This window comes from Aeromonas sp. MdU4 (genome assembly GCF_041929505.1).
In the GTDB taxonomy this organism is placed as follows: domain Bacteria; phylum Pseudomonadota; class Gammaproteobacteria; order Enterobacterales; family Aeromonadaceae; genus Aeromonas.
This window is the reverse complement of the sequence record NZ_JBHFMW010000001.1, coordinates 62,029-88,864: the sequence shown is the minus strand read 5'-3', so window position 1 is coordinate 88,864 and position 26,836 is coordinate 62,029. Positions and strand designations below refer to the sequence as shown.

Genomic DNA, 26,836 nt, shown 5'->3' with positions numbered 1-26,836 from the left:
AGTGATCAGCCGCATCATGCAATACAAAAATAACGTCCAGTTACGGATGGTGCCAATATAAAGTTGACTCAAATATAGAACAATGAGCAGATTGCATGTTATCGGATATCACCTTATGTATGCCATGTCGCTCCTGATGGGGTATTTTTCTTGGCAATAAGATGCATGCATTTTTAGCAAGCTGTAATTTCTATTATTTCGACAGGCAATGGCATTCCTGATATTTAAGTCACTGCGTTGGCGTTACCACGTTAATTGTTATTAATTAAATAATTGATCTTCGATTAAATTATCTGGGCGGTGGCTTTTTCATACCAGATTAATATTGTGTGAATTGCATCACCATTTAAAATAAAAATCAGTTTGGTAATGTTGTTTTTATGGGCATTTAGAATGGTTTTGATATATTTCATCAGCAAATGGAAACGGTTGTTTAATATTAAAAATAATATACACAAGGGATAAACCATGACAAAAATAATGAACCTCTCTTTTGGGCGTGTCGGGGTGTTGACCGCGAGTCTGATCTGTTGCTCGGCGACGGCAGCATGGGCTGCAGATTCTGGTCCTGCTCCTATTTACAAAATGCGTGATGGTGACAAGGTTGTGGAAGTATATGCGCACCGCGGGGCCCGCAGCTTTGCACCGGAAAACAGTATGCCGGGTTACAAGACCGCACTGCGGATCGGAAGCCATTGGATGGATGGCGATGTCGTCATGACAAAGGAAGGTGAAATCGTCGTTTCCCATGATCTATGGCTCAACCCTGACCTTGTCAGGGATCCTCATGGGAAGTTTTTGGCCGCCAGCAAAGCCGACCTGATCAAAGATGTACCGCAAGATAAACTGACAGAGTTTTTGCAACCGTATATGGTAAAAAACAAAACGGTAGCGGAAGTACAGAAATATGATGTGGGTAAATTGAACCCGGGTACACCCTATGCAAAATTTTTCCCGAATCAATCATCTGTGGACGGCACCTATATGCCGACTCTGCGCGAGGCTATTCGTTATCATAATAAAGTGACCGGTGGAAAAGTCGGGTTTCAGATCGAGATGAAAAACGATCCTGGTCATGAGGATTGGAGTTATTCACCCGCTGAATTTGCTGTTGCACTATATAAAGTGATGAAAGAGGAAGGCATCATCGATAATGCTGAAATTCAGGCATTTGACTGGCGTTGCCTGTATGAGCTGCAAAAACTTGATAAAAACATCAGAACGGCATATTTGACCGAATGGGATAATGAAGTCACTGATCCCAAGATCCCCGAGTATGCGACCAGTTTCTATAACAAAGATCCCAAGCTGGCGGGGGCATGGACTGGCGGCAAGCTGGTCAAAGATTACAACAATTCGATTCCGCAAATGATCAAAGCATTGGGTGGCACCAACTGGGAGCCAGAAGATGTTGAGTTGACGAAAGCAAGTCTTGATGAAGCGCATCGCCTTGGCTTGAAAGTGGTGGTTTGGACATGGCCGGAACACAGTGGCACCGTGCTTGACCCGGTTGTTGTTGCGCGCCTGATTGACTGGGGCGTTGACGGTATCATCACTGATGATCCCGGTCAGCTGATCTCCCTGCTGGCGGCCAGAGGCTATAAAGTGCCAGAGCGCTTTGACGTGGAATAGCGGGTTGCTGGGCGTTTTTTGCCATGCGCAGCTAGCACATAGGGGTGACATGGGGAGCTTGGCTGTAGTGGCAGGGCAGAAGAATGGTTCACTGATAGGCCAGATATCAGCATGCCAGCCATGACAATACCTGAATAAGTCAGTTCAGTGCAGGGAAGACGCGCTCAATGGGTCATCCTGGCTTGTCGATTGAGGCTGTGGCCGATCATTCACCTCAGTTACTGTCGCCAGTGGCGATACTCTTTGGTGCTGACAGGGCTACGGCTTTACCGGAATCAACCGGATAAAGGCGATAGCCCTCCATAACGAGCAAGCTGTCCCGACCGGATTGGCCGCCTGCACTGGCGGCCTTTTTCCTCAGATATCATCCCTTTAGGGGTATTGCCAAAACCACTGTTTTATCTGGGTTTTCTGGCTATGCATTTGTCTATTTTCCCCTCACTCCTGACCTGCTCCCCTTGCCATCTCTGACAAGATGTTGCGATCACACTTTCACCATAAAATGTTCGTTTGTTGCATTTTCATGTTCTAAAATGAGCGAAATCAAACATTGCTGTTATAGCAATCATAAAAATGAAAGTAGGTGAACATGAGCGAACATTATGATCTGGTCGTCGTTGGTGGCGGCATCAACGGGGTTGGCATTGCAGCCGATGCGGCAGGACGGGGTCTGAAGGTTGCCCTGTTCGAGGCTCGCGATCTCGCCTCTGCTACTTCGTCCAACTCCAGCAAGCTGATCCACGGTGGCTTGCGCTATCTCGAACATTACGAATTCCGGCTGGTGAAAGAGGCGCTGGCGGAGCGGGAGGTGCTGCTTGGCATGGCGCCCCATATCGCTCGCCCGATGCGTTTTCGTTTGCCCCACCGCCCGCATCTGCGTCCGGCCTGGATGATCCGCGCTGGCCTCTTCCTTTATGACAATCTGGCCAAACGCGACAAGCTCAAGGGCAGTTGTGGCGTGCGCTTCCTGCCGCAAGATGGCTTGACCGCAGGGATCAACAAGGGATTTGAATACTCTGATGCCTGGGTTGATGACGCCCGGTTGGTGGTGCTCAACGCCATGATGGCCCGTGACAAGGGGGCCGATGTGCAGACCCGTACCCGTTGCGTCAAGGCTGTGCGCGGCTCCAAACACTGGACGCTGACCCTGGAGCGAGAAGGTGGTGAGCAGTTCACCGTCTCCTGCCGCGGTCTGGTCAATGCGGCCGGTCCCTGGGTCAAGACCTTCTATGACGAGAGCCTGCACGAGAAATCCCCACGCGGTATTCGTCTCATCAAAGGCAGCCACATGATAGTGCCCCGCATCCATGAGCGCGAAGAGGCCTATATTCTGCAAAACGAGGACAATCGCATCGTTTTCGTCATCCCTTACCAGCAGGATTACTCCCTGATCGGCACCACTGACGTAGAGCACAAGGGCAGCCCGCGCGAGGCGAAGATCAGCGATACCGAGATCGACTACCTGTGCCAAGTGGTCAATGCCCATTTCACCCGTCAAATTGCCCCGAAAGATGTGATCTGGACCTATGCCGGGGTGCGTCCGCTGTGTGATGACGAGTCAGACTTGCCGCAGGCGGTGACCCGCGACTACACCCTCGAACTCTCCGGCGAATCCGACGGTGCGCCGCTGCTCTCGGTGTTTGGCGGCAAGCTCACCACCTATCGCAAGCTGGCCCAGGCCGCCTGCAACAAGCTCAAGCCCTGGTTCAGTCAGATGGGGGAGGACTGGACCGCAACCAGCCGGCTGCCCGGTGGCGAGTTTGACTGCACGGTACGCGAACTGGCCCGTGCCTTTGCGCTGGAATTTGACTGGCTCGACGATCGCAGCGCCTTGCGCATTGCCGAAGCCTATGGCGCCCATGCCCGTCTCTGGCTCAAGGAGCCCCGTGGCGAGCACTTTGGTGCCGGACTATACGAAGCCGAGGTGCGCTACCTCATCGAACGGGAGTGGGCCTGTTCGCTGGAAGATATTCTCTGGCGTCGCAGCAAACTGGGGCTGCGTCTGTCCGAAGCCGAGCAGCAGCAACTGGGTGAATGGCTTGATTATCATCACCAGGCGCTGCGCAAGGCGAGCTGAACCCTCATCGGGGCGGCCGTATGCCGCCCTTTCTATAACTGCAATAAACCTCTGATATAACAACTACCTACACACAATAATAAAGAGCATTATCTATGAATAAATTTGCTATTTCCCTCATCGCCTTGAGCCTTGGGGCATCCCTCTCATTACCTGTTCTGGCCGCCGACGAAGGCAAGATAGTGATCGCTCACCGGGGCGCCTCCGGCTACCTGCCCGAGCACACCCTGGAGTCCAAAGCATTGGCCTTTGGCATGGGGGCCGACTATCTCGAGCAGGATCTGGTGATGACCAAGGATGACCAACTGGTGGTGATGCACGATCACTTCCTCGATGGCATCACTGATGTGGCTGAGCGCTTCCCCGGCCGGGCTCGCCCGGATGGCCGCTACTATGTAGTGGATTTTACCCTCGCCGAGGTGCGCTCCCTGCGCATGACCGAGCCGTTCCAGCTGGTGGATGGCAAGCAGGTACCTGTCTATCCGGCCCGCTTCCCGCTGTGGAAGTCCAGTTTCAAGATCCACACCTTCCAGGAAGAGATCGAGATGATCCAGGGGCTCAACAAGAGTACCGGCAAGCAGATCGGTATCTACCCGGAGATAAAAGCACCCTGGCTATTCCGTCACGAGGGCAAGGACATCTCCAAGGCGGTGCTCAAGGTTCTCAAGGAGTACGGTTACACCAGCAAAGATGACAAGGTCTATCTGCAGTGTTTCGATGCCAACGAGCTTAAGCGTATCAACAGCGAGCTGATGCCCGCCATGGGCATGGATCTCAAGCTGGTGCAGCTGATGGCCGAGACCGACTGGAACGAAACCATGGTTTATGATGCCAAGGGCAAGGCGACGCCCTACAGCTATGACTGGATGTTCAAGCCGGGTGCCATGAAGGAGATCGCCAGCTACGCCGAAGGGATCGGCCCGTGGAAGCCGATGATCGTGCCGGAGCCGGGTACCCTGGGCAAACCGACCTTCACCGGCATGGTGAAAGAGGCTCACGCAGCGGGTCTGAAAGTTCACCCCTATACCTTCCGGCAGGATGAGGGCCAGATCCCTGCCTATGCGAAAGATTTCACCGATCTCCTTAACATCTTCCTCTATCAGGCCGATGTGGACGGTGTGTTCAGCGACTTCCCCGACAAGGCGGTTGCTGTCATCAAGGCCCATGAGGGGACGGCGAAATAGCCATCAGGCACCATTTGAATGCAAAGCGAGGCCAATTGGCCTCGCTTTTTGTCTGACGTGCCTGCAACAGGAGTGTGCGCCGTGTCAGAAAATAGTCAGATTACGTCATTGTGTGCCGGATCCTCATCATTTTACGCAGTTTTTACGTAGCAGATCGCTGGCATGAAATCGGCAGAGCGGTTAGTCTAGCGGCGTTGAACCAACCCCATGAGGTACAGATGAAAACCGTATTGCGTTTTAGCCTGCTGGGCGCCTTGTTGCTGGGTGGCCATGCCTTCGCCGCCGAGCCGAAAAAATTTGATATCAGCATGTTCCCAGCCGCTGACGTGAATCAGGAACGTGTGGTGATCCGCCTGCCTGAAGTCGAGAAAGAAGCCGACATGATGGTCGAGCTGCAGGTCGGTAAGAAGATGATGGTTGATTGCAACGTACCGCGTTTTGCAGGCAACCTGGAACAGCACAGCGTCAAAGGCTGGGGCTACAACTATCTGCAACTCGGCAAGGTCTCCGATCCTATCAGCACCCTGATGGCTTGCCCGGATGCCCAGCAAAAAGAGACCTTCGTCCAGATTTACGGTCAGGGCTTCTTTGTGAACTACAACTCCAAACTGCCCTTCGTGATCTATGTGCCGCAGGAGTATGAAGTGCGCTACCGCTTGTGGCGTGCCGATAACCTGGCTCAACCGGCCATGATTGAGTAAGCATGTTTGAACCAAGGGTTCAGCTGGTTCAGCTTATGTGATAAATAAAGCGCCGTATGGCGCTTTATTTTTGCTTGCGTGTTCCGAAAAATAATCCACAAGCGAGATGTCCGTTTACATAAGTTTATTATTTATCAACGTTTTTGTGTCTTAAGCCACAAAAACCGCGTCAGCTATGGGGCAAACTGACTTCGATAAAAATTATTTATTAATATAGTGAGAAAATTGATTTTGCACTCTGCGATGGCCTGATGATACTTGCCCGCAAAGGTCAAACTAACCAGAAAAAGAGCACTATGAGCTTCGAATCAGACAAGCGTTTCAACGACTTCAAACATTTTCCCCGTGGCCTGCGTCGCAGTGGTGAATTCACTGTGGCCGAAGCGGACAGTCTGGAAAAATATGGCACCGCCATGCTGGCTCTCTATCAGGGTACCCTTGTCCCCCGTGACGATGTCGAGGCTGCCTTTATCGAGCAGGTGAAATCCGGAGCGGCCGGTGCCAACCCCCACGCCAAGGTATGGTTCAAGTACCTCAAGGTGATCGGTCCCAAGCGCGTTCATCGCCTCTGCACCGTTGTTGGCGGCGCCAGCGAAGAGAGCAGCGGTGGTGGCAGCTTTGATGTCGGCGGCGGTAACGGCGGTGGCAGTGACGAGTCCATCGATTAATGGATACCGAGCTGCTGCGAACCTTTATCGAGGTCAGCAAGACTCGCCACTTTGGTCGGGCTGCTGAAAATCTCTATCTGACCCAGTCGGCGGTGAGCTTCAGGATCCGCCAGCTTGAACAGCAACTCGGGGTCAGTCTGTTTGCCCGTCATCGCAACAACATCCGTTTGACCGCCTCTGGTGAGCGTCTGCTGCCCTATGCAGACGCCATCTTGCATACCCTCGGTCGTGCCAAGCAGGATGTGGCGCTCTCGCCCGGTTTCAGTCAGCAGTTGGCCATCGGTGCACCTGCGGTGTTCTGGGAACTCGATTTCAACGACTGGCTCAACCACATCTATGCGCTGGCGCCCGGGTTGGCGGTGCGCCTCGAGACTGCATCGCGGGAACATCTTTGCCGCCAGCTGCTGGAGCGCTCCCTCGATCTGGCCCTGCTCTCCGAGCCGACCAAGATCGACGAGATCGCCCTGCATCCCATCGGCGAGCTGGTGTTCGAGCTGGTGAGCCGGGATCCGGCGGCCAATGCCGACAATCTGATGCAGATGCCCCACATCCATCTCGATTGGGGCACCAGCTTCGAGCCACAGCCGAGTCGGCTGCAGAGCCTGCAAAAGACCCCGGTGCTGCACTCCAGCTCTGCCAGCATGGCGCTGCAATTTGTGCTGGCCAATGGTGGTGCCGCCTATCTGCCGCGACGGATGGTCAGCCCGTTCCTCGAGCAGGGGGCGCTCCATCTGGTAGAGGGTGGACAGCCGCTCAGTCGTCCGCTCTATCTCGCCTATCTGGAGAAATCCGATCGCCGGGAGCTGATCGATCAGCTACTGACACTGCCGCTGGGTTGGCACGACGCCGAGTTGCGACTCAACATCGAGTAATCGCCACCGCGTTACTGAAGGAAGAGCCCACCCCATGGTGGGCTCTTCTGTTTGGGGCAAATTGCAGGGAGCAAGGTCACGTAATTGGCGCCGCGGGCTTGGCGCCATCGGTGTGTAACGGTACCTTTTCAGGCTGTTTATCCGATTGAGTGTTTACAGGGATGGATTGCAATTGATCGACTTTAGTCACCCCGAATGGCGGGCGCTGGCGCAGCAGTTGTTGGGTCACTCGCCAGTGGTGATCCGTGGCCGCCAGTGGCAACCGCTGGTGAGCCTGCTCAAGGATAACCAGCTGCTGCTGGCCCACGGCAACCACAGCTATGAGCTGACGCCAGCCGGACGTCGTTACCTGACCCGCGAGCTGATGTTGGCCGCGATCGCTACGGCGCCCCCCGATCCAGAAGAGTGGTTGCACGGTCAAGGCTGGCAGTTGGGAGAGCGGGTTAACGATCAGGTGCTGGCTGCGCTCTATCGCAAGAGCGAGGTGAACTTCACCCCCAACGAGCAGATCGATTTCGAAGACAAGGGCATCCGACTCTGTGCCGATCAGCTGTTGCGCCTGCGGGCAACCCAGCCGTTCAGCCTCTTTTTCAGCGGTGGTACCCTGATCGATGCGGCGCCCTGGTTGCGGGTGCTCGGCGAGGTGGCGTTGCCCGAGCGTACCCTGACCACGCTAGGCAAGATCCTGTGGGGAGAGGGGGAGCTCGAGCGGGTCGTCAGCACCGACAGCATCGGTGCTTTTGCCGAGTTACCGTTGTCTGCCGGAACTCTGCTGGTGTGGGCGCCAGCAACTGCCCCGCTGGCACTGCAACAGGTGATCGCAGCGCTGCCCCCCAATGTGCAGTGGAGCCACCTGACCTCTCTCGATCCCGTCGGGCTGGATAGAACGCTGGCCTTGTCCCAGCGGCTGGGGCGTCCGGCCAGCTGGTGGTTGCCCCGGGAGCTGGCCCCCATTATCAATGCCTATGCCCAGCCGCTGGCGGATCCTCGCCCTTGGGAGCCGAGCCGAATGCCCAAAGGGTTGTTAGCGGTTTGTAGCTCTTTGGTTGAGTCCGATGGTGGCTTGTCGGCAGAGGTGTGCGCATTGGCACCTGCATGGCATGCGGTCGGTTGAAAATGGCCTGAAAGCGGGCGAAAAAGCGGTTTTCCCCCATTGAACGCGGTGATATAAAGAGTTGACGAAGCGCTCGCCAGATGAGCGCTTTTGTTTATCACGCCGCTTTGCCACCCAATGAACTCAACGGAATACAGGGAATACCATGTTTGAAAAGGTTGTTGCCGCCCCAGCGGATCCGATCCTGGGCTTGACCGAAGCCTTCCGTGCTGACTCTCGCAGCCACAAAATCAATCTGGGCGTCGGGATCTACAAGGATGAGACCGGTGCCACCCCCATTCTTCACTGCGTCAAGAAAGCCGAGCAGAAGCTCCTGACCGACGAGAAGACCAAGAATTACCTCGGTATTGAAGGCAATATCGAGTATGGCCGCATCGTGCAGCAACTGTTGTTTGGTCGTGACTCTGCGCTGGTTGCCAGTGGCCGCGCCAAAACCGCTCAGGCTCCCGGTGGTACCGGTGCTCTGCGCATCGCCGCTGAGTTCGTGGCACGCAACGCTCTGGCCAAGACCATCTGGATCTCTGATCCCACCTGGGCCAACCACGTCAGCGTATTCCAGGCTGCGGGTCTGACCGTCAAGTGGTACAAGTACTACGATGCGGCGACCAAGGGGCTCGACTTTGCCGCCATGCAGGCCTCTCTGGCTGAAGCACAGGCAGGGGATCTGGTGCTGCTGCACGGCTGCTGCCACAACCCGACCGGTATCGACCCCACAGCTGATCAGTGGCGTGCGCTGGCCAAGCAGAGTGCGGCCGCTGGTTGGCTGCCGCTGTTTGACTTCGCCTATCAGGGCTTTGCCCGCGGTATCGAAGAGGATGCCGAAGGTCTGCGCATCTTCGCCGAGTGCCACGACGAGCTGCTGGTGGCGAGCTCCTTCTCCAAGAACTTCGGCCTCTACAACGAGCGGGTCGGCGCTTTCACTCTGGTCAGTGCGACCAAGGAGATCGCCGACGTGGCTTTCACCCAGGTCAAGACCGTCATTCGTGCCAACTACTCCAACCCGCCGTCACACGGTGCTGCCGTCGTCACCGCCGTGGTGAGCGATCCGGTGCTCTATGCCGAGTGGGTGGAAGAGGTCGCGGCCATGCGGGTGCGTATTCGTGAAATGCGTGAGCTGCTGGTAGAGAAGCTGGCCGCCCTCGGCGTGAGCCAGGATTTCAGCTTTATCCGCGAGCAGAACGGCATGTTCTCCTTCTCCGGCCTCTCCAAGGATCAGGTTGAGCGCCTCAAGAGCGAGTTTGCCATCTATATCGTCGGCTCTGGCCGGATCAGCGTGGCCGGTATTACCCGCGCCAATATCGATCCGCTCTGCGATGCTATTGCCAAGGTGCTGTAACGCCTGCCGTTAACCGCAGTAATCAAAAAGCCCGTCACAGCAGTGACGGGCTTTTTTGATCCTGCTGGGTTGCCCGAGTCAGCGGGTGCCCAGCAACCGGTGGCGCAGCTGAAGCACCAGCAAGGTGAGGGCACCCCCAAGCAGTGCGGTGAGCACCGCCAGCAGCATGCTGCCGAGCAGGAAGGGGGGAACAAGGGTTGCCGCCTCCTGCTCCAGCCAGTGCAGGGTCCAGCTGAGGTGGAAGGGCTCCGGCGTTTTGTGCAGCACCAGACAGCCAGTGCGATAGGCATAGAGGTACATGAAGGGGAGGGTGAGCGGGTTGTTGAACCAGACCGCCAGCAGTGCCAGTGGCAGGTTGAGGCTGAACGCCAGCGCCAGTCCGACCGCGATCAGCGAATGCATCGGGATGGGGAACCAGCAGGCGAAGATCCCGGCCGCTACCGCGCCGCTCAGAGCGCGCGTCCCCCCTTGCCAGAGGGCGGGGGCGAGTAGTCGCTCACCAAACAGGGCAAACCACTTCTGCTTGCGCAAGGTATCGGGATCGATTTTGAAACGGGCAAACCAGCGGTTCAGCATGCGCGTGCCACCTTGCGTTTTTGCCACTGACGTACCGTGCTGATGCGCCAGAAGGTGCGGATCAGGGCGTACCCGATGAGCGAACTCAGTAGCGCCAGTACCAGCGATCCCAGCAAGAGCGGCGGGGCAATGGTGCCGAGTACCGAAACCAGCCATGCCCAGGTGAACTGGATATCGATCTGCTGCGAGGTCTGTCCCAGCAGTTGGCAACCCACCAGATAGGCACCGTAAAACATCGGGGGAATGGTCAGCGGGTTGGAGAGCCAGACCAGTGCCACCGAGAGCGGCAGATTGACCCGGCAGGCGATGGCAAGTCCGGCGGCCAGCAGCATCTGGCAGGGGAGTGGCACCCAGATCATAAAGAGCCCCACGGCGAAGGCGCCAGCGGCCGATCGGCGGTTGAGATGCCAGAGATTGGCATCGAGCAGCAGTTTGCCGAACAGTCGCAAGTGCTTGTGTTCTTTCAGGGTTTGCGGGTCTGGCATCCAGCGTTTGATGAGTCGTTTGGGCATATTGAAACCTTGCTAAATACTTGCTCCATGGATCTGCGTCTGTTGTCGTTTGCCCTGGGGGCAAGCTCCTCACTGCTTTGGCCATGGTTACCTTCACTTGCATGGGGGGGTCTGTTGCTGTCCCTGCTGGTTCCCCTTGCCTGTTGCCGCGCCTGGCGGCTGCTGTTTCTCCTGCTCGGTATCCTCTGGATGCAGGCCAATCTCGCCTGCCGACTGGCCTGGCTGAGCCAGTTGGGAGAGCAAACGAGCCACATGATAACCGCACAGTTGCAAAGTACCGAATCCGAGGGGGATAAATTTGTCCGGCTACTGCTGCGGGTTGAGTCGCTGGACGAGCGGGCCGTGGTACCGGAACCGTTGGTGCGGATCAACGCCTACCAGTCATTGCCCCCCATTACGGTGGGTAGCCGGATCACACTGGTGAGCACCCTCAAGCCTGCCCACGGCCTTGCCAACGAGGCGGGGATGGATGGTCGTCGCTTGCTGCTGGGCAAGGGGATCTCCGCGACCGGCAATCTGCGCCGGATCATTGATATCGCGCCGGTTGCGCCAGGATTGCGCGAGCGTTGGCTGGCGGCGGCGAGCGAGGGTTGGCGCTCGCTTACCCATGCCCCCTTGCTGGCAGCCCTCACTTTTGGTGAGCAGGGTGGCATCACCGATCGGCAGTGGGAGCTGTTTCGCGGTAGCGGCCTGACCCATATCATCGCCATTTCCGGTCAGCACATTGCATTGGTGGCGGTGCTCGGGTGGTGGTTGGGGCGCCTGTTCGGCCTGCGTGGTGCCATCGTGACCTCGCTGCTGTTTGCCGCCATCTATAGTGCGCTGGCGGGGTTTGCCGTTGCCACCGAGCGGGCTCTTATCATGGTGCTGGTGTGGAGCCTACTGCGCTGGCGACGGCGGGAGTGGCCAGTCTACCGCATCTGGCTGTGGGCCTTTGTGGTGCTGACTATTTGGGACCCCTTTGCTCTGTATTCAGCCGGGTTCTGGCTCTCGTTTCTGGCGGTCGCCATCTTGCTGCTGGTGGGCTACCTCTACGAGAAGCCGACGCTTTGGCAGATCCAGCTCTGGATGCTGCTTGGCCTGTTGCCACTGCAACTGGCGCTATTCGACGGCATCGCGCCGCTCGCCATGGTGATCAACTTGCTGGCGGTGCCGCTTTTTTGCATCGTCATTATCCCGCTGGCGCTGATCGGCGTGCTGCTGGCGCCACTTTCCAGCTCGCTTGCCTACGGGTTGTTCTGGCTGGCAGATCTGAGCCTTGAGTGGGTACTCACCCTGCTCAATATGCTCGCCTCCCGAGTCCAGCTCTGGTGGCCACTGCCCGGCTGGTGGCTGCCGGTGAGCACGCTCTTGTTGTTGCTCTGGTTCTGCTGGCAGTGGCGAGCGGCACGCTGGCTCTGGTTGCCGGGGCTGCTCGCCTTGTCACTCTCCCTTTGGCCTGCCGATCCGCGCTGGCAAGTGCGGGTGCTTGACGTGGGGCAGGGGCTGGCGGTGCTGATCAGCAAGGGGGAGCGCGCCATCCTCTATGACACCGGTGATCGCTATCCCGGCGGCTACAACATGGCGGATGCGGTGATCTTGCCCGAGCTGAGCCAGCTTGGCATCCGGGTCATCGATCGCCTCATCATCAGCCACAAGGATCGGGATCATGCGGGCAATCGCAAGCGCCTGCTCAGCGCCCTGACGGTGCGCAGCGAGCTCTCCTCCTATCCTTTCACCCCGTCCACCACCCTCTGCCAGCGCGGTCAGACGTGGTCATGGCAAGGGCTGCAGTTTCGCGTGCTCTGGCCTGAACAGGGCGGTGGAGGGCACAACAACGATGGCTGCGTGGTACGCATCAGCGATGGCGAGCGCAGCGTGCTGCTGAGCGCCGATATCGAGCGGCAGGCGGAGCAGCGGCTGGTGGCGCTCGAGGGGGCCGGTCTTGCCAGCACCCTGCTGGTGAGTCCGCACCACGGCAGTCGCACCTCCTCCACCCCGCCTTTTGTCGCCGCCGTGGCTCCCCGTTATGTGGTGCACAGCGCCGGTTTTATGAACCAGTGGGGCTTTCCCCGTCCCGAGGTAGTGGCTCGTTATCAGGGGGCGACCCAGTGGGTGACCGGTCTGCGCGGGGAGGTGGTGATCGCGCCGGTAACAGATGGTCTGCGGGTCGAAGCCGAGCGGGACCATGGCCCCTGGTACCGGCAAACCGGCAACTGGTGGCAGCCGACAGTATGGGGAGATCGGCCAGACCCATCACCTTGAGCGGAGCTGTGTCTGCCACTCGTTTTTCCCGCTGACACCATGTTGCACCTGCCACATTGTTGCAAATTTCTACGCTAAAAATAGGAAGCAGTCTTACTGGTGAAACAATCAGGGCGCAGCAAGTCGAGCCTTGCAAGCCAGGGCAAGCAATCCAGGGTGGCCGATTAGCCACGCAAGTTGTGCCGATGGTGGGCACCTGTTTGTGTGCGAGATGAGTTGTAGAGGTCGGTGATGGAACCGGATTGGGGGCAACCCAACCCGTTGGCACCATGGTCGCCCGCCCCATGAAAGGGCGAATATGCGGGATAATCAGGGCGTAGTTAAGGGGTCTCACCCCTGATTTGGGGGCCGGATCCTTGCTATCTGTATGGTGGCGCTTGGTGGATGTCTACTGTTTGGCTAGAATAGCCCGTCATTTCCATTACCAACGGCTATTCATGCAACAAGAAACTTCACAAGGTAGCTGGCCTGTATTCCGGCGCCTGCTCGGTTATGTCCGTGACCGCAAGCTGGGCCTGATCGGCGGCATCATCGGCATGCTGGGTTATGCCGCTGTCGATACCACCTTCGTTTACTCCATCAAGCCGCTGATCGATCAGGGCATTAATGGCAACGACAGCACCGTATTGAAATGGATGCCTTTCTTCGTCCTCGGCATCGTGGCCCTGCGCGGCGTCGCCAACTTCCTCTCCAACTACTGCATGGCCTGGGTTGGCAACCACGTGGTGATGCGTCTGCAACAGCAGGTGTTCAATCACATGGTGGCGATGCCGATGAGCTTCTTCGACCGCCAGAATACCGGTCATCTGCTCTCCAAGGTGACCTATGACGCCAGTCAGGTCTCCTCGGCCGCCAGTACCACGCTAGTAACCTTGGTGCGGGAAGGGGCGACCGTGGTCGGCTTGCTCGGCCTGATGTTCTGGCACTCCTGGCAGCTGTCGGTGATCTTCCTGGTGGTTGGCCCGCTGGTGGGCATCATCATCGGCCTTATCAGCCGCCGTTTCCGCCAGATCAGCCGTCACATCCAGCAGGCAGTAGGGGATATCACCACTTCCACCGAGCAGATGCTCAAAGGGCACAAAGAGGTGCTGATGTTTGGTGGCCAGAAGGTGGAAGAGAAGCGCTTCTTCCAGGTCAGCAACAACATGCGCCAGCAGACCATGAAGATGGTCGCCGCCGATGCCATCGGCAGCCCGGTGGTGCAGATGGTTGCCTCCATCGCACTGGCGGCGTTCCTCTACGTCGCGACCATTGACAGCGTCAAATCAACCCTGACTGCCGGTACGTTTACCGTCATGATCACCTCCATGATGATGCTGCTCAAGCCGCTGAAAAGCCTGACCGACGTCAACAACCAGTTCCAGCGTGCCATCACCGCTTGCCACAGCCTGTTTGGCCTGCTCGACAGCGAGCCGGAGCAGGATACCGGTACTCTCACTCTGGAGCGTGCCCGTGGCGAGATCGAGTTTCGCAACGTTACCTTTACCTACCCGACCAAAGATACCCCGGCGCTGCACAACGTCAGCTTCAAGGTGGAAGCGGGTAAATCGGTGGCGCTGGTGGGCCGTTCCGGCTCCGGCAAGAGTACCATTGCCAGCCTGCTGACTCGCTTTTACGACATCGATCAGGGCGAGATCCTGTTGGACGGCGTCAACATCCGCGAATACAAGTTGAGTGAGCTGCGCAAGCAGTACGCCCTGGTCTCCCAGCATGTCCACCTGTTCAATGACTCGGTGGCCAACAACATTGCCTATGCGGCAGAAGAGAAATACAGCCGCGACCAGATCGTGCAGGCCGCTCGCATCGCTCATGCCGACGAGTTCGTCAGCAAGATGCCGCTGGGGTACGACACCGTGGTTGGCGAGAATGGTGCTTCTCTGTCTGGTGGTCAGCGCCAGCGGGTCGCCATCGCCCGCGCCTTGCTGCGCGATGCGCCGGTGCTGCTGCTGGATGAGGCTACCTCGGCCCTCGATACCGAGTCCGAGCGCCACATTCAGGCGGCTATCGACGAGCTGTGCAAGGCGCGTACCTCGCTGGTGATCGCTCACCGTCTCTCCACCATCGAGAAGGCGGACGAGATCCTGGTGATCGACGAGGGCCATATTGTCGAGCGTGGCAACCATCACACCTTGATGGATATGCACGGTACTTATGCCCAACTGCGTGCCATTCAGTTTGGTAATACTGCCACGGGTAACAAAGGCTGATGCTGGAGCAACTCTGGTACGGTAAAAGTGGCTGGCGCTGGTTGCTGGCCCCCTTTGCCCTGCTGTTTGCCATCATCAGTGGCACCCGCCGCTACGCCTATCGCCACGGCTGGCTAAAGGGGGATCGCGCCTCCTTGCCGGTCATCGTAGTAGGCAACATCTCGGTGGGCGGCAACGGCAAGACCCCGGTAGTGGTCTGGCTGGTGGAGCAGTTGCAAGCCCGTGGCTATCGTCCCGGGGTAGTGAGTCGCGGTTATGGCGGCAAGGCGCCCCATTATCCCTATCGGCTCGACGCCGCCAGCACCACGGCGCAGGCGGGGGATGAGCCGGTGCTGATTGCCCGGCGCTGCGGCTGCCCGGTGGTGGTCGCCCCGAAACGGGCTGATGCGGTGCGGTTGCTGGAGCAGAGCGGCGAGGTGGATATCATCATCACCGACGACGGTCTGCAGCACTATGCGCTGGCCCGCGACATCGAGCTGGTGGTGGTGGACGGTGCGCGCCGTTTCGGCAACGCCTGCCTGCTGCCCATGGGGCCGCTGCGCGAGCCGGTCACCCGCCTCAAACGGGTGGACGCCATCATCTGCAACGGCGGCGAGCCGGGCCGGGGAGAGTATCCCATGGCGCTGGTGGCCGATCAGCCGCGCCGGGTATGCGATGATGCACCGCTGGCTGCTCCTCTCGCAGGGCCAGTCGATGCGCTGGCGGGGATTGGTCATCCGCCCCGTTTCTTTGCCACCCTCGAGGGGCTCGGTTATCAGCTGGATCAGCAGGTCGCCTACGGCGATCACCACCCCTTCGATCGGGATGAGCTGGTAGGCCGTTTTGCTGGCAAACCGCTGCTGATGACCGAGAAGGACGCAGTCAAGTGCCGCGCGTTTGCCCTCGATAACTGGTGGTATCTGCCGGTCAGTGCCGAGTTGCCCGCCTCCCTGCTCGATACCCTGCTGCACAAGCTGGGGACGCAGGCGAAGGGCGCGGCCAGGGCACATGATTAATATCTCCCGCGTGGCCGGGGGAGAAGGGGCGTAGAATGCCCCGCATGGAATATCTGGTTGCTCGACATCCATCGCTGGCGTGATGCAACCGCCAGCGCGACATCGTTGAAGGAGTATCGTTTTGGCTTTGGACATCAAGTTGCTCGACATCATTGCCTGCCCTGTCTGCAAGGGTAAGCTGCACTACAGCAAAGCAGTTCATGAGCTGGTCTGCCGTTTCGACAAGCTGGCCTATCCGCTGGAAGAGGGGATCCCGGTGCTGCTGGAGAACCGCGCCCGTCCGCTCAATAGCGACGAGCTGCCGTCATGAGTTTCGTCGTCGTCATTCCGGCCCGCTATGCGTCAACCCGTTTGCCGGGCAAGCCGCTGGCGGATATCCATGGCAAGCCCATGGTGCAGCACGTAGTGGAAAAGGCGCTGCAATCCGGTGCCGACCGGGTGATTGTCGCCACCGATGATGCCCGGGTGCAGCAGGCGCTGCAGAGCACCGGCGTCGAGGTGTGCATGACTTCACCGGATCACCAGTCCGGCACCGAGCGGCTGGCTGAGGTGTGCCGTCACTACGGATTTGCGGCCGATACTATCGTGGTTAACGTGCAGGGGGATGAGCCGCTCATTCCGCCCGCCATCATTCGTCAGGTGGCCGACAACCTGGCCGCTGCCACGGCGCCGATGGCAACCTTGTCTGTCCCAATTCAAGATGCCGAAGAGGCATTCAACCCCAATGCGGTGAAGGTGGTGACTGACAAGGATGGTTACGCCCTCTACTTCAGTCGCGCCACCATTCCCTGGGATCGGGATCGCTTTGCCAAGAGTCACGAGCAGATTGGCGACCACTATCAGCGTCACATCGGTATCTATGCCTATCGCGCCGGTTTCATCCAGCGTTATGTGGACTGGGCGCCGAGCGTGCTGGAGCAGGTCGAAGCGCTGGAGCAGTTGCGGGTGCTCTGGTACGGGGAGAAGATCCACGTCGCCCAGGCGTTGGAAGCGCCACCGGTCGGGGTAGATACCCAGGCTGATCTGGAGAAGGTGCGTGCGTTGTTGGCCATGTGAAGCCAGTACAATGAACGTCAGTAAAAACGGTGTCGCAAGACACCGTTTTTTGTTTTGAAAGTTTATATAATTATTTGATTTTAAACGTCATAACCGGGTTTTCTCAAACTTTCGGCGCACATGGTTTGCCAAAGCGGCGAGTTTGGTTATGATGCAAGACGCCCTGTTAACCCTAACAGGGTGGCTAAGACGAGATAAAAACGGGGTGTTTGGGTGATAAATGTATTCCTTGTCGATGATCATGAGCTGGTGCGTACAGGGATAAGACGCATTCTGGAAGATGTGCGCGGGATCAAGGTGGTGGGTGAGGCACAGAGCGGTGAAGCCGCCGTTACTTTCTGTCGTCAACACCATCCGGACGTGATCCTGATGGACATGAATATGCCGGGTATTGGTGGTCTGGAGGCGACCCGCAAAATTCTGCGGATCCGTCCCGATGTGCGCATCATAGTGCTGACCATTCATTCAGAAAATCCATTCCCCACCAAAGTGATGCAGGCGGGTGCTGCCGGTTACCTGACCAAGGGGGCAGGGCCTGACGAGATGATCCAGGCGATCCGGCTGGTGCACTCCGGTCAGCGTTACATCTCTCCGGAGATCGCCCAGCAGATGGCCCTGAGCCAGTTTGCCTCGGCGGACGAGAACCCCTTCAAGTCCCTCTCCGAACGGGAGCTGCAGATCATGATGATGATCACCAAGGGGCAGAAGGTGACCGATATCTCCGAGCAGCTCAACCTGAGCCCGAAGACGGTCAACAGTTACCGCTATCGCCTGTTCAGCAAGTTGGACATCAATGGTGATGTGGAGCTGACCCATCTGGCCATTCGCTACGGCATGCTGGATGCCGATACCCTGTAAACCGGGTGGTATGTGGTCATAAAGGCGGCAGATGCCGCCTTTTTGCTTTTCAGCCCCCTTTGCTTTTCAGGCGGCGGGCGCAGTATGCTCTTCCCGTCTTTTTGCACCTATCTGCCGAGCCGAGTAGCTGATGACCCTCTCTCCCGAACCCCTCTTCGACAGTAAAGCGTTTCTCAGTGCAGTGACCCATCAGAGCGGCGTCTACCGGATGTATGACAGCGGTGGCACCGTGATCTATGTCGGCAAAGCCAAGGATCTGAAAAAGCGGCTCGCCTCCTATTTTCGGACCAACGTCGACAGCATCAAGACCCGCACTCTGGTGCGCCAGATCGCCGATATCCAGGTCACGGTGACTCATACCGAGACCGAGGCCTTGATCCTCGAGCACAACCTCATCAAGCAGTATCAGCCGCGCTATAACGTGTTGCTACGGGACGACAAGTCCTACCCCTGGATCATCATCACCGCACACCAGCATCCGCGTATCGGCGTGCATCGCGGTGCCCGCAAGATCAAGGGGGAGTACTTCGGCCCATACCCATCTGGCGGCGCGGTGCGCGAGAGTCTGCACCTGATGCAGAAGATCTTCCCGGTGCGCCAGTGCGAGGATGCGGTCTATGCCAACCGCACTCGCCCGTGCTTGCTCTATCAGCTCAAACGCTGCGCGGGCCCTTGCGTAGCCGGACTGGTGAGCGAGGCCGAGTATGCCCAGCAGGTGGAGCTGGCCAAGCTGTTTCTGGCGGGCAAAAACCAGCAGGTGATTGGCGAGCTGGTCGGCAAGATGGAGTCTGCCAGCGGCGATCTGCGCTTTGAAGAGGCGGCCCGCTATCGGGACCAGATCCTGGCGCTGCGCCGGGTCACCGAACAGCAGTCGGTGAGTGGCAACGTGCTGGATGAACTCGACGTGGTGGGGGTGGCCTTCGAGCAGGGGGCTGCCTGCATCCACGTGCTCTTTATCCGTCAGGGCAAGGTGCTGGGTTCGCGCAGCTACTTCCCGAAAGTACCGGCCGATACCCAGCTCGACGAGGTGGTGCAATCCTTCCTGCTGCAGTTCTACCTGTCGGGGCAGGGGGGAAGACAGATCCCGAGCGAGGTGCTGCTCGATGTGGCCCTCGAGGACGAAAGCGTTATCGCCGAGACCCTGAGCCAGACTGCGGGCTACAAGGTGCGGGTGGTGAGCCGTACCCGTGCTGAACGGGCCCGTTTTATCAAGCTTGCCTCCATCAATGCCGAGACGGCACTGCGCTCGCGGCTCGCCCACAAGAGCACCATGACCGCCCGCTACGATCAGCTCGAAGAGCTGCTGGAGCTGGAGCGCCCGATCGCCCGCATGGAGTGTTTCGATATCTCCCACACCATGGGGGAGCGCACGGTGGCTTCTTGCGTGGTGTTCAACCGGGAGGGGCCGCTCTCATCGGAATATCGGCGTTTCAACATTGACGGCATCACCGGCGGCGATGACTATGCGGCGATGGAGCAGGCGCTGGAGCGCCGCTTTGGCAAGCAGCAGGAGCCGGACAAGGTACCGGATGTGCTGTTCATCGATGGCGGCCTCGGCCAGTTGCGCCGTGCCGAAGAGATCCTGGCCCGTCAGCTGGAGTTTCTCGGCGGTAAATATCCGCTGCTGGTGGGGATTGCCAAGGGGGTCACCCGCAAGGCGGGGCTGGAGACCCTGATCATGGGGGAGAGCCACGAAGAGTTGCATTTGCCGGCAGATATGCCCGCTTTGCACCTTATTCAGCATATTCGCGATGAATCTCACCGTTTTGCCATTACCGGCCACCGGGCGCGGCGTGCCAAGGCTCGCACCAGCAGCAGTCTGGAGGATATTCCGGGGGTGGGGCCGAAGCGGCGTCAGGCACTGCTCAAGTATCTGGGCGGCCTGCAGGAGGTGAAAAAGGCGAGTGTGGATGAACTGGCCAAGGTGCCCGGCATCAGCCAGGAGCTGGCCCAGACCATCCATGATGGATTGCACAGTGCCTGAGCAGGTTTTCAGCGGTGGCGGCAGCCATGCAAAATCGCTAACCCCTTGATGCACAAGAGCCGTGACGCGGGGGGGCCGTAAATGCCATAATGGCCCCGCATCTTGAGAACATTGATGGATTAAAAAGACCAAGACGGGCGCCAGTGCGGTTGCATCGCAGATCGGCTTTGGCGCACTATGTTGCGACGTACAAGAAGTGGCTGAAAATAATGACAAACATACCTAACCTGTTGACGTTTTTCCGGATTTTGCTCATTCCCGTCTTCGTCATCCTGTTTTATCTTCCTTATCAATGGTCCTATCTGGCTGCGGCCATCATCTTTATCCTGGCCGCTGCCACCGACTGGTTTGATGGCTATCTGGCTCGCAAGCTCAATCAGTCCACCGCTTTTGGCGCATTTCTCGACCCGGTTGCCGACAAGATCATGGTCGCCGCTGCACTGGTGGTCATCGTTGAACACTACAACACCATCTGGGTCACTATCCCAGCCATGACCATGATTGGCCGCGAGATCATCATCTCCGCCCTGCGTGAATGGATGGCGGAGCTTGGCAAACGCTCCTCGGTGGCGGTCAGCTGGATTGGCAAGTGGAAGACCATGATCCAGATGGTGTCGCTCACCGGTCTTATCTGGCAATACAACGTCTGGATGGTGTGGCTGGCCTATGTGTTGCTCTATGTCGCCACCGTGCTGACCTTCTGGTCGATGTTCCAGTACATGAAGGCTGCCTGGGGCGATCTGACTCACCACGCCAACCTGTGAGTCACCCGCGCCGCAAGGTGATGTTTCTGGTGATTTGAGGCCGGAAACGGCCAAAGGCGTTAAAATTGTTCAAAAAGGGCAAAAAATGCCCGAACGATCAGCTAATTAAATATTTCTGGTTGACTGGGCGAGGAACATCGCTAGAATGCGTCCTCGTAGTCAGGCAGTCAGCCAGACCAATGCGGGAATAGCTCAGTTGGTAGAGCACGACCTTGCCAAGGTCGGGGTCGCGAGTTCGAGTCTCGTTTCCCGCTCCAAATTCAGACAATAGAGAGCCAACTCTCTTTTGCATGGCGCGTTAGCAAAGCGGTTATGCAGCGGATTGCAAATCCGTTTAGTCCGGTTCGACTCCGGAACGTGCCTCCATATTGACAAGCCCGCCACGCGAGCTTGATACCGATTGCGGTGCCCGAGTGGTGAAATCGGTAGACACAAGGGATTTAAAATCCCTCGACGTTCGCGTCGTGCCGGTTCGATTCCGGCCTCGGGCACCATTAAAATCAAAGAGTTACGAAAGGCCACTAGCAATAGTGGCCTTTTTATTTTGTCTAAATGGCCACAAAGTGGCGCCTGCGTTTCTTTGACCTATTCATCCCGTCCGGTAATCGGGAGTGACACGGTCATCTTCTGTTATGCCACTCGGCCTGATCGAGTTATTGATGCGGCATCTTTCTCTGGCCAAGTCTCGGTGCGCTGTCAGGCGGAACAAGAAGGGCCCCACATTGTGGGGCCCTTCTTGTTTATGCGCGCAGAATACCCCGCTTATCAGGAGCTTTGCTCTGCGCTGGCATCCGTGGCAGCCACGACTGCTTTGCGGCGGCGCAGCAGGCGTACCAGTGGGGGTAGGGTGATCACCACGATGGCCAGCACCAGCAGAGTCTGGCTGATGCTGCTGCTCCACAGGATGGCGGTGTCGCCATTGCTGATGGAGAGGGCGCGGCGCAGGTTCTGCTCCAGCATTTCACCCAGCACGAAGCCCAGAATGAGTGGTGACATGGGGAAGTGCATCTTGCGCAGCAGGTAGCCAAAGACCCCGAGACCCACCATCAGCAGCAGATCGAAGGTGGTGCTGTGCACCGCATAGACCCCCACTGCTGAGACGCTGGCGATGGCGGGCACCAAAAACCAGAGCGGGATGGAGAGCATGCGGGTAAACAGCCCCACCATGGGGATGTTCATCACCAGCAGCATGACGTTGGCCAGCAAGAGGGCGGCGATCAATCCCCACACCACATCGGGCTGTTCGGTAAACATGGTGGGGCCCGGGGTGATGTTGTAGAGGGTCAGAGCCCCCATCATCACCGCCGTGGTGCCCGACCCCGGCACCCCCAGGGTCAGCATGGGGATAAAGGAGCCACAGGCTGAGGCATTGTTGGCCGCCTCTGGCGCGGCCACGCCGCGAATGTCCCCTTCGCCGAATTTGGCATTCGGCCCCGCCAGGCGCTTTTCGGTCATATAGGTGATGGCACTGGCGATGGTGGCACCGGCGCCGGGCAGGATGCCGACAAAGAAGCCGATGGTGGATGAGCGCAACATGGTGCCGGTGCAATGGACCAGCTCCTTGAAGTTGAACAGCATCCGTCCGGTGGTGCGCACCAGCTTGCCGCCTCCGCTGGTGTGCTCCAGCATCAGCAGGATCTCGCTCACCGAGAAGAGGCCGATCACCACTACGATAAACTGCACCCCGTCCGAGAGGTGAACGCTGTCGAAGGTGAAGCGATAGACGCCGGTATTGGCATCCACCCCGACGGTGGCGAGCCCCAGCCCAATCAGCGCCGCCATAAAGGACTTGAGCGGGTTCTGGCTCATCATGCTGCCAAGGCAGGCGATGGCGAACACCATCAGGGCGAAATACTCCGCCGGGCCGAAGGCCAGTGACCAGCGCGCCAGCGCCGGGGCGAACAGAATGATCCCCCCGATGGCGAGCATGGAGCCGACAAAGGAGCTGACCGCCGAGATGGAGAGGGCCACTCCCGCCTTGCCCTGCTGGGCCATGGGGTAGCCATCCAGCGCGGTCATGATGGCGGCGGCATCGCCCGGCACGTTGAGCAGGATCGAGGAGATCCGCCCGCCATATTCGCAACCTATGTAGACGGTGGCGAGCAGAATGAGCGCCGATTCGGGGGGCAGCTTGAGGGCAAAGGCCAGCGGCAACAGGATGGCGACCCCGTTGATGGGGCCAAGGCCCGGCAGCAGGCCGACCACGGTGCCGACAAAGCAGCCGATCAGGGCAATCACCAGATTCTCCGGGGTGAGTGCCACCGCAAAGCCCTGGGAGAGGTACATCCAGGTATCCATATTAACTCCTTAAGAGAACCAGACGCCGAGGGGCAGGGTGACATCCAGCAGCCGGTCAAAGGCGAAATAGAGCACCAGCCCGCCGACGATGCCGGAGAGCAGGGCGGCTTTGGCCGAGGCGCCAAACAGGCGCCCCAGCACAAAGGTGAGCAGGGCGGTCGCCAGCGGAAAGCCCAGCCACTCGAAGCTGGCGCCGTAACCGGCCAGCGCCACCACCATGATGGCGAGGTGGCGCAGGGTACGCAGCGGCGGCCAGCTGACGGTGTCCGGCTGGCGGCGCAGCAGCAACAGGGCGCACAGCGCCATCAGGCCGATGATGCCGAGCGGGAAGGGGCGCGGCCCCAGCGGCTCATAGCTGTATTCGCTCTGGTACTGCCAGGCGAGGGAGGCCCCCGCCAGACAGAGCAGCAGCCAGATGGCGGCGAAGATGCGATCGCTCATGGTTGCGGCTCCTATTTGGCCAGACCGAAGGCTTTGGCCTGTTCGCGATATTGCGCCACCTGCTCCTTGACGTAGCTGTCGAGCGCCTCGCCGGTCAGGTCAAACTCGAACAGGCCGCGCAGATCCCGCTGCGCCTTGAAGGTGTCGGTCTTCACCAGCTGATCGAAGGTCTGCTTCCACCACTGGTATTCGCTGTCGCTCACCTTGGGGCCGACATAGAAGCCGCGGATCACTGGCCACTCCAGGTCATAACCCTGCTCCCTGGCGGTGGGAATGGTGGCCAGTTTGCCGGGCAGCCGCTCTTTGGCGAACACCGCCAGCACCCGCAGCTTGTCGCCGCCGATATAGGGCACCATCTCGCTCAAATCGCCTGAAACCGCCTGCACATGGTTGCCCAGCAGCGCGGTGACCGGCTCGCCACCCCCTTCAAAGGCGACGTAGCGCATCTTGTGGGGGTCAACGCCAGCCTGTTTGGCCAGCAGTGCCGTCTTCATCCAGTCCTGACTGCCGATGGAGGCCCCCGCCCCAATGACCACGCTGTTGGGGTCGCGCTTCATGGCGCTCACCAGCTCCTTGAGGTTCTGATAGGGGGCATCGTGGCGCACCGCGATCATGCCGTAATCGGTGCCCACCGCCGCCAGCCAGCGCACATCGTCCACTCCGTAACGGCCAAATTTTCCCTGGGAGAGGTTGAGCAGGGAGCCGCCGGAGAAGGCGACCACGGTCCCCGCCTCGGCGGGACGTTGCGCCACGATGGCGTTGTAGGCCACGGCACCGACCCCCCCCGGCATATAGGTGACCCGCATCGGCTTTTCGATGGTGCCGGTCTCCTGCAGGCTCACCTGCAGCAGTTTGCAGGTGAGATCGAAACCACCGCCCGGTTTGGCCGGTGCGATACATTCGGTACGGCTCGGGGCGGTGACACTCTCGGCTGCCTGCAGCGGCAGGGCGCCGAGCAGGGTCAGCAGGGCGAGGGCATGACGTGTGCGTTGCTTCATGGTTGTGTGCTCCATCTTGTCGTTGTTTTTTCCAGGTGTGACCCCGTCGCTGGACGGGGTGATGCGAAATTGTTAAAACATCAACCTTTCATTCACCTTTCAATCGCCGACCAATTGGCAGGAGTGTGACCGTGATCGCACCTTGTCCCGCACTTGCTGTGACGAAGGGATGCAGTTGAAGCACTGCGGTTGAATGCTGTGGTTAAGAACAAGGGGAAAGGGATGCGCTTGCTGTTGGCAGAAGATAATCACGAACTGGCCCACTGGCTGTCGCGGGCACTCACCAGCGCCGGTTTCGCGGTGGATTGGGTGGCTGACGGCGCCCAGGCTGACCACCTGTTGCGCCACGAACAGTACGCGCTGGCGGTACTCGATATCGAGATGCCCAAACTCGACGGGCTGGCGGTACTCGGCCAGTTGCGCAGCCGGGGGCAGGGGGTGCCGGTGCTGCTGCTCACCGCCCGCGGTGCGGTGGAGGAGCGGATCTGCGGCCTCAATGCCGGAGCCGATGACTATCTGGCCAAGCCGTTCGATCTGGGGGAGCTGGATGCGCGGCTGCGGGCCCTGCTGCGGCGCAGCGAAAGCAGTGGTGCCGAGCTGCGGCTGGGACGCTTGACCCTGCACTCCGACGGCTATTTTCTGTTGGCGGATACCCGCTTGGCCCTGACTCCGCGGGAGCAGGCGCTGCTGACCGCGCTGATGTACCGCCACGGACGCCCCGTCGCCAAAGGGCAACTGTTCGAGCAGGTGTTCAACCTCGATGACGAGGTAGGGCTCGACAGCATCGATCTCTATATCCACCGGCTGCGCAAAAAGCTGGTGGGCAGCGGGGTGGTGATCACCACTCTGCGCGGTCTCGGCTATCTGCTGGAAGCGGCGCCGGAGGCCTCCCATTAGTCGCTCCCTGCTCCATCAACTGCTGCTGTTTCTGGGGGGCCCTTTGCTGATCCTCTGGGCCGCCTCGGCCTGGTACAGCTACTACGGCGCGTTGGCGGCGGCCACCTCGGCTTATGATCGCACCCTGCTCGCCTCGGCCCGCACCGTCGCCGAGCGGCTGACGGCAAGCGATGGAGTTCTCAAGGTGGATGTGCCCTATGTGGTGCTCGACAGCTTCGAGCGCAACATGCGCGATCGCCTCTTCTATCAGGTGCGCGGCATCGACGATCGGGTCATCTCCGGCTTTGACGACTTGCCCCCCATGCCGGACGGTACGCCGCTCACCGACCGCTATCCGGCGCTCGCCTACTTCTACGACGAGATTTATCAGGAGGCGCCGATCCGCGCTGTGATGCTGCTGCAGCCGGTGGGTGAGGGGGGCGTCAACGGCATGGCCCGCATCACGGTGGCGGAGACCCTGCTTGGTCGCCAGCAACTGGCGCAGCAGCTGCTCTGGTCGGCCGTGCTGACTCAAGGCGCGCTGGTAGTGCTCACCCTGCTGCTCGCTTATCTGTTGCTCAAGCGGCTGCTGACCCCGATGCGCCGCCTGTCGCGAGAGATCCTGCGCCGCGATGCCGCCAATCTTGCCCCTTTGCCGGATTTGCTCCCCTGGCAGGAGACTCGGCCGCTGGTGCAGGCGTTTAACCGCCAGCTGGCCCGCTTGCGCCAGCTGGTGGCCCGGCAGGAGCGCTTCAGCGCCGATGCCGCTCATCAGCTGCGCACCCCGCTCACCATCCTGAAAACCCAGGTTGAGGTGGCGCGCGGCAGCGGCGATCCCGCCCTGATGAGCGAGAGCCTCGATGCCATGGCTGCGCGGCTCGATCACACCATCGCCCTGACCGAGCGGCTCCTGCTGCTGGCCCGGCTCAAATCGGACGAGTGCTCGGGGCTCCGCCAGCGGGAGCCCATCGAGTTGACGGCGCTGGTGCAGCAGGCCTGTCTGTCACGGTTGGCGCAGGCCCGCAGCAAGGTGATCGATCTCGGTTACGAGGGGGAGGAGTCCGCCATCATGGTGGCGGGGGAGCCGCTGCTGCTCGGGGAGCTCTGTGCCAACCTGCTCGACAACGCCATCAAATACACCCCGCCCCACGGCACCGTGACGGCGCGGGTGGTGCGAAGCAACGGGCAGATCTGGCTGGAGGTAGAGGATAGCGGCCCCGGCATCGCCCCCGAGTTGGCGGAGCGGGTCTGGCAGCCGTTTCAACGCCTCGAGCAGGGCAGTGAGCAGCCGGGGGCAGGGCTGGGTCTGGCGCTGGTGCGCGACATCGCCCACTACCACCACGGCGAGGTGGTGCTGCTGCCTGCCCCGCAATTGGGGGGCTTGCTGGTCAGGCTGATCTTTCCGTTGGCAAAATAGAGACGTTGATACCAACAGCAGAGGGC

The 26,836-nt window shown here is 59.2% G+C and carries 23 protein-coding genes and 3 tRNA genes; 21 read left to right on the top strand and 5 right to left on the bottom strand.

The annotated features are described in order from the left end of the window. Positions 1-468: 468 nt before the first annotated feature. The 8 genes from ACE1BR_RS00380 to ACE1BR_RS00345 all read left to right on the top strand — a co-directional run bounded on the left by ACE1BR_RS00380 (position 469) and on the right by ACE1BR_RS00345 (position 9,584). Positions 469-1,632: a glycerophosphodiester phosphodiesterase family protein gene (locus ACE1BR_RS00380; protein ID WP_374866575.1), complete on the top strand. Its 1,164-nt coding sequence runs from the start codon at positions 469-471 to the stop codon at positions 1,630-1,632. A gap of 589 nt (positions 1,633-2,221) precedes the next feature. After that, a complete protein-coding gene (gene glpD / locus ACE1BR_RS00375) occupies positions 2,222-3,709 on the top strand; it encodes a glycerol-3-phosphate dehydrogenase (protein ID WP_374866573.1) in 1,488 nt (495 codons plus the stop codon). 95 nt (positions 3,710-3,804) lie between these two features. After that, positions 3,805-4,893, top strand: a complete 1,089-nt coding sequence (gene glpQ, locus ACE1BR_RS00370) for a glycerophosphodiester phosphodiesterase (protein ID WP_374866571.1) — start codon at positions 3,805-3,807, stop codon at positions 4,891-4,893. A gap of 218 nt (positions 4,894-5,111) precedes the next feature. Next, on the top strand, positions 5,112-5,594 hold the full coding sequence (gene eco, locus ACE1BR_RS00365) for a serine protease inhibitor ecotin (protein WP_374866569.1): 483 nt from the start codon (positions 5,112-5,114) through the stop codon (positions 5,592-5,594). A gap of 296 nt (positions 5,595-5,890) precedes the next feature. Then, a complete protein-coding gene (gene maoP, locus ACE1BR_RS00360; RefSeq protein ID WP_374866567.1) occupies positions 5,891-6,262 on the top strand; it encodes a DUF413 domain-containing protein in 372 nt (123 codons plus the stop codon). Beyond that, positions 6,262-7,134 (top strand): HTH-type transcriptional regulator HdfR, encoded by an 873-nt coding sequence (gene hdfR / locus ACE1BR_RS00355; RefSeq protein ID WP_374866565.1) that lies wholly within the window; start codon positions 6,262-6,264, stop codon positions 7,132-7,134. Before maoP ends, hdfR begins: the two co-directional genes overlap by 1 nt. A 172-nt stretch (positions 7,135-7,306) precedes the next feature. After that, positions 7,307-8,248, top strand: a complete 942-nt coding sequence (locus ACE1BR_RS00350) for a hypothetical protein (RefSeq protein WP_374866563.1) — start codon at positions 7,307-7,309, stop codon at positions 8,246-8,248. Between the two features lie 145 nt (positions 8,249-8,393). Continuing rightward, on the top strand, positions 8,394-9,584 hold the full coding sequence (locus ACE1BR_RS00345) for an amino acid aminotransferase (RefSeq protein WP_374866561.1): 1,191 nt from the start codon (positions 8,394-8,396) through the stop codon (positions 9,582-9,584). A 78-nt stretch (positions 9,585-9,662) separates the two neighbouring features. Here the strand turns inward: ACE1BR_RS00345 and ACE1BR_RS00340 are convergent, their stop codons facing one another. Both ACE1BR_RS00340 and ACE1BR_RS00335 read right to left on the bottom strand, forming a co-directional pair. Next, positions 9,663-10,160 carry a DUF2062 domain-containing protein gene (locus tag ACE1BR_RS00340; protein ID WP_374866559.1) on the bottom strand — a complete coding sequence of 166 codons (498 nt, stop codon included), beginning with the start codon at positions 10,158-10,160 and terminating at the stop codon, positions 9,663-9,665. Further along, complete coding sequence (locus tag ACE1BR_RS00335) at positions 10,154-10,672, bottom strand: DUF2062 domain-containing protein (protein WP_374866557.1); 519 nt, start codon at positions 10,670-10,672, stop codon at positions 10,154-10,156. Before ACE1BR_RS00335 ends, ACE1BR_RS00340 begins: the two co-directional genes overlap by 7 nt. A 27-nt stretch (positions 10,673-10,699) precedes the next feature. Between ACE1BR_RS00335 and ACE1BR_RS00330 the strand changes: the two genes are divergently transcribed. The 11 genes from ACE1BR_RS00330 to ACE1BR_RS00280 all read left to right on the top strand — a co-directional run bounded on the left by ACE1BR_RS00330 (position 10,700) and on the right by ACE1BR_RS00280 (position 21,274). After that, positions 10,700-12,916: a DNA internalization-related competence protein ComEC/Rec2 gene (locus tag ACE1BR_RS00330; RefSeq protein ID WP_374866555.1), complete on the top strand. Its 2,217-nt coding sequence runs from the start codon at positions 10,700-10,702 to the stop codon at positions 12,914-12,916. A gap of 437 nt (positions 12,917-13,353) precedes the next feature. Further along, complete coding sequence (gene msbA / locus ACE1BR_RS00325) at positions 13,354-15,123, top strand: lipid A ABC transporter ATP-binding protein/permease MsbA (RefSeq protein WP_374866553.1); 1,770 nt, start codon at positions 13,354-13,356, stop codon at positions 15,121-15,123. Beyond that, on the top strand, positions 15,123-16,118 hold the full coding sequence (gene lpxK, locus ACE1BR_RS00320) for a tetraacyldisaccharide 4'-kinase (RefSeq protein ID WP_374866551.1): 996 nt from the start codon (positions 15,123-15,125) through the stop codon (positions 16,116-16,118). The genes msbA and lpxK overlap by 1 nt, the downstream gene beginning before the upstream one ends. Before the next feature lie 121 nt (positions 16,119-16,239). Further along, on the top strand, positions 16,240-16,428 hold the full coding sequence (locus ACE1BR_RS00315; RefSeq protein WP_362802241.1) for a Trm112 family protein: 189 nt from the start codon (positions 16,240-16,242) through the stop codon (positions 16,426-16,428). Next, positions 16,425-17,174: a 3-deoxy-manno-octulosonate cytidylyltransferase gene (gene kdsB / locus ACE1BR_RS00310; RefSeq protein ID WP_374866549.1), complete on the top strand. Its 750-nt coding sequence runs from the start codon at positions 16,425-16,427 to the stop codon at positions 17,172-17,174. Before ACE1BR_RS00315 ends, kdsB begins: the two co-directional genes overlap by 4 nt. Positions 17,175-17,387: 213 nt before the next feature. Beyond that, positions 17,388-18,032, top strand: a complete 645-nt coding sequence (gene uvrY / locus ACE1BR_RS00305) for a UvrY/SirA/GacA family response regulator transcription factor (RefSeq protein ID WP_374866547.1) — start codon at positions 17,388-17,390, stop codon at positions 18,030-18,032. A 130-nt stretch (positions 18,033-18,162) separates the two neighbouring features. Then, complete coding sequence (gene uvrC / locus ACE1BR_RS00300; protein ID WP_374866545.1) at positions 18,163-20,016, top strand: excinuclease ABC subunit UvrC; 1,854 nt, start codon at positions 18,163-18,165, stop codon at positions 20,014-20,016. Between the two features lie 209 nt (positions 20,017-20,225). Next, positions 20,226-20,780, top strand: a complete 555-nt coding sequence (pgsA, locus tag ACE1BR_RS00295; protein ID WP_041234310.1) for a CDP-diacylglycerol--glycerol-3-phosphate 3-phosphatidyltransferase — start codon at positions 20,226-20,228, stop codon at positions 20,778-20,780. A 181-nt stretch (positions 20,781-20,961) separates the two neighbouring features. Further along, a tRNA-Gly gene (locus ACE1BR_RS00290) sits at positions 20,962-21,037 on the top strand. A gap of 35 nt (positions 21,038-21,072) precedes the next feature. Then, positions 21,073-21,146, top strand: a tRNA-Cys gene (locus ACE1BR_RS00285). 41 nt (positions 21,147-21,187) lie between these two features. Next, a tRNA-Leu gene (locus tag ACE1BR_RS00280) sits at positions 21,188-21,274 on the top strand. Positions 21,275-21,545: 271 nt separating this feature from the next. Here the strand turns inward: ACE1BR_RS00280 and ACE1BR_RS00275 are convergent. Genes ACE1BR_RS00275 through ACE1BR_RS00265 form a run of 3 tightly spaced genes read right to left on the bottom strand, consistent with a single transcriptional unit; the run spans position 21,546 to position 24,517 of the window. Next, on the bottom strand, positions 21,546-23,078 hold the full coding sequence (locus ACE1BR_RS00275; RefSeq protein ID WP_374866543.1) for a tripartite tricarboxylate transporter permease: 1,533 nt from the start codon (positions 23,076-23,078) through the stop codon (positions 21,546-21,548). Between the two features lie 9 nt (positions 23,079-23,087). Continuing rightward, positions 23,088-23,519, bottom strand: coding sequence for a tripartite tricarboxylate transporter TctB family protein (locus tag ACE1BR_RS00270; protein WP_309508213.1), 432 nt, complete (start codon positions 23,517-23,519; stop codon positions 23,088-23,090). An 11-nt stretch (positions 23,520-23,530) separates the two neighbouring features. Next, entirely contained in the window at positions 23,531-24,517 is a 987-nt protein-coding gene (locus ACE1BR_RS00265; protein ID WP_374866541.1) for a Bug family tripartite tricarboxylate transporter substrate binding protein, read from the bottom strand. 222 nt (positions 24,518-24,739) lie between these two features. Between ACE1BR_RS00265 and tctD the strand changes: the two genes are divergently transcribed. Both tctD and ACE1BR_RS00255 read left to right on the top strand, forming a co-directional pair. After that, the gene (tctD, locus tag ACE1BR_RS00260; RefSeq protein ID WP_374866539.1) at positions 24,740-25,414 is read left to right on the top strand and encodes a transcriptional regulator TctD; all 675 of its coding nucleotides are present in this window, start codon (positions 24,740-24,742) and stop codon (positions 25,412-25,414) included. A 43-nt stretch (positions 25,415-25,457) separates the two neighbouring features. Beyond that, the gene (locus ACE1BR_RS00255) at positions 25,458-26,810 is read left to right on the top strand and encodes a sensor histidine kinase (protein ID WP_374866537.1); all 1,353 of its coding nucleotides are present in this window, start codon (positions 25,458-25,460) and stop codon (positions 26,808-26,810) included. Positions 26,811-26,836: the final 26 nt, after the last annotated feature.

What these genes read in the sequence shown, in the direction of transcription:
- ACE1BR_RS00380 (WP_374866575.1), top strand. Translation starts at nt 469, where the DNA reads ATGACAAAAATAATGAACCTCTCTTTTGGGCGTGTCGGGGTGTTGACC.
- glpD (WP_374866573.1), top strand. Translation starts at nt 2,222, where the DNA reads ATGAGCGAACATTATGATCTGGTCGTCGTTGGTGGCGGCATCAACGGG.
- glpQ (WP_374866571.1), top strand. Translation starts at nt 3,805, where the DNA reads ATGAATAAATTTGCTATTTCCCTCATCGCCTTGAGCCTTGGGGCATCC.
- eco (WP_374866569.1), top strand. Translation starts at nt 5,112, where the DNA reads ATGAAAACCGTATTGCGTTTTAGCCTGCTGGGCGCCTTGTTGCTGGGT.
- maoP (WP_374866567.1), top strand. Translation starts at nt 5,891, where the DNA reads ATGAGCTTCGAATCAGACAAGCGTTTCAACGACTTCAAACATTTTCCC.
- hdfR (WP_374866565.1), top strand. Translation starts at nt 6,262, where the DNA reads ATGGATACCGAGCTGCTGCGAACCTTTATCGAGGTCAGCAAGACTCGC.
- ACE1BR_RS00345 (WP_374866561.1), top strand. Translation starts at nt 8,394, where the DNA reads ATGTTTGAAAAGGTTGTTGCCGCCCCAGCGGATCCGATCCTGGGCTTG.
- ACE1BR_RS00340 (WP_374866559.1), bottom strand. Translation starts at nt 10,160, where the DNA reads ATGCTGAACCGCTGGTTTGCCCGTTTCAAAATCGATCCCGATACCTTG.
- ACE1BR_RS00335 (WP_374866557.1), bottom strand. Translation starts at nt 10,672, where the DNA reads ATGCCCAAACGACTCATCAAACGCTGGATGCCAGACCCGCAAACCCTG.
- ACE1BR_RS00330 (WP_374866555.1), top strand. Translation starts at nt 10,700, where the DNA reads ATGGATCTGCGTCTGTTGTCGTTTGCCCTGGGGGCAAGCTCCTCACTG.
- msbA (WP_374866553.1), top strand. Translation starts at nt 13,354, where the DNA reads ATGCAACAAGAAACTTCACAAGGTAGCTGGCCTGTATTCCGGCGCCTG.
- lpxK (WP_374866551.1), top strand. Translation starts at nt 15,123, where the DNA reads ATGCTGGAGCAACTCTGGTACGGTAAAAGTGGCTGGCGCTGGTTGCTG.
- kdsB (WP_374866549.1), top strand. Translation starts at nt 16,425, where the DNA reads ATGAGTTTCGTCGTCGTCATTCCGGCCCGCTATGCGTCAACCCGTTTG.
- uvrC (WP_374866545.1), top strand. Translation starts at nt 18,163, where the DNA reads ATGACCCTCTCTCCCGAACCCCTCTTCGACAGTAAAGCGTTTCTCAGT.
- pgsA (WP_041234310.1), top strand. Translation starts at nt 20,226, where the DNA reads ATGACAAACATACCTAACCTGTTGACGTTTTTCCGGATTTTGCTCATT.
- ACE1BR_RS00275 (WP_374866543.1), bottom strand. Translation starts at nt 23,078, where the DNA reads ATGGATACCTGGATGTACCTCTCCCAGGGCTTTGCGGTGGCACTCACC.
- ACE1BR_RS00270 (WP_309508213.1), bottom strand. Translation starts at nt 23,519, where the DNA reads ATGAGCGATCGCATCTTCGCCGCCATCTGGCTGCTGCTCTGTCTGGCG.
- ACE1BR_RS00265 (WP_374866541.1), bottom strand. Translation starts at nt 24,517, where the DNA reads ATGAAGCAACGCACACGTCATGCCCTCGCCCTGCTGACCCTGCTCGGC.
- tctD (WP_374866539.1), top strand. Translation starts at nt 24,740, where the DNA reads ATGCGCTTGCTGTTGGCAGAAGATAATCACGAACTGGCCCACTGGCTG.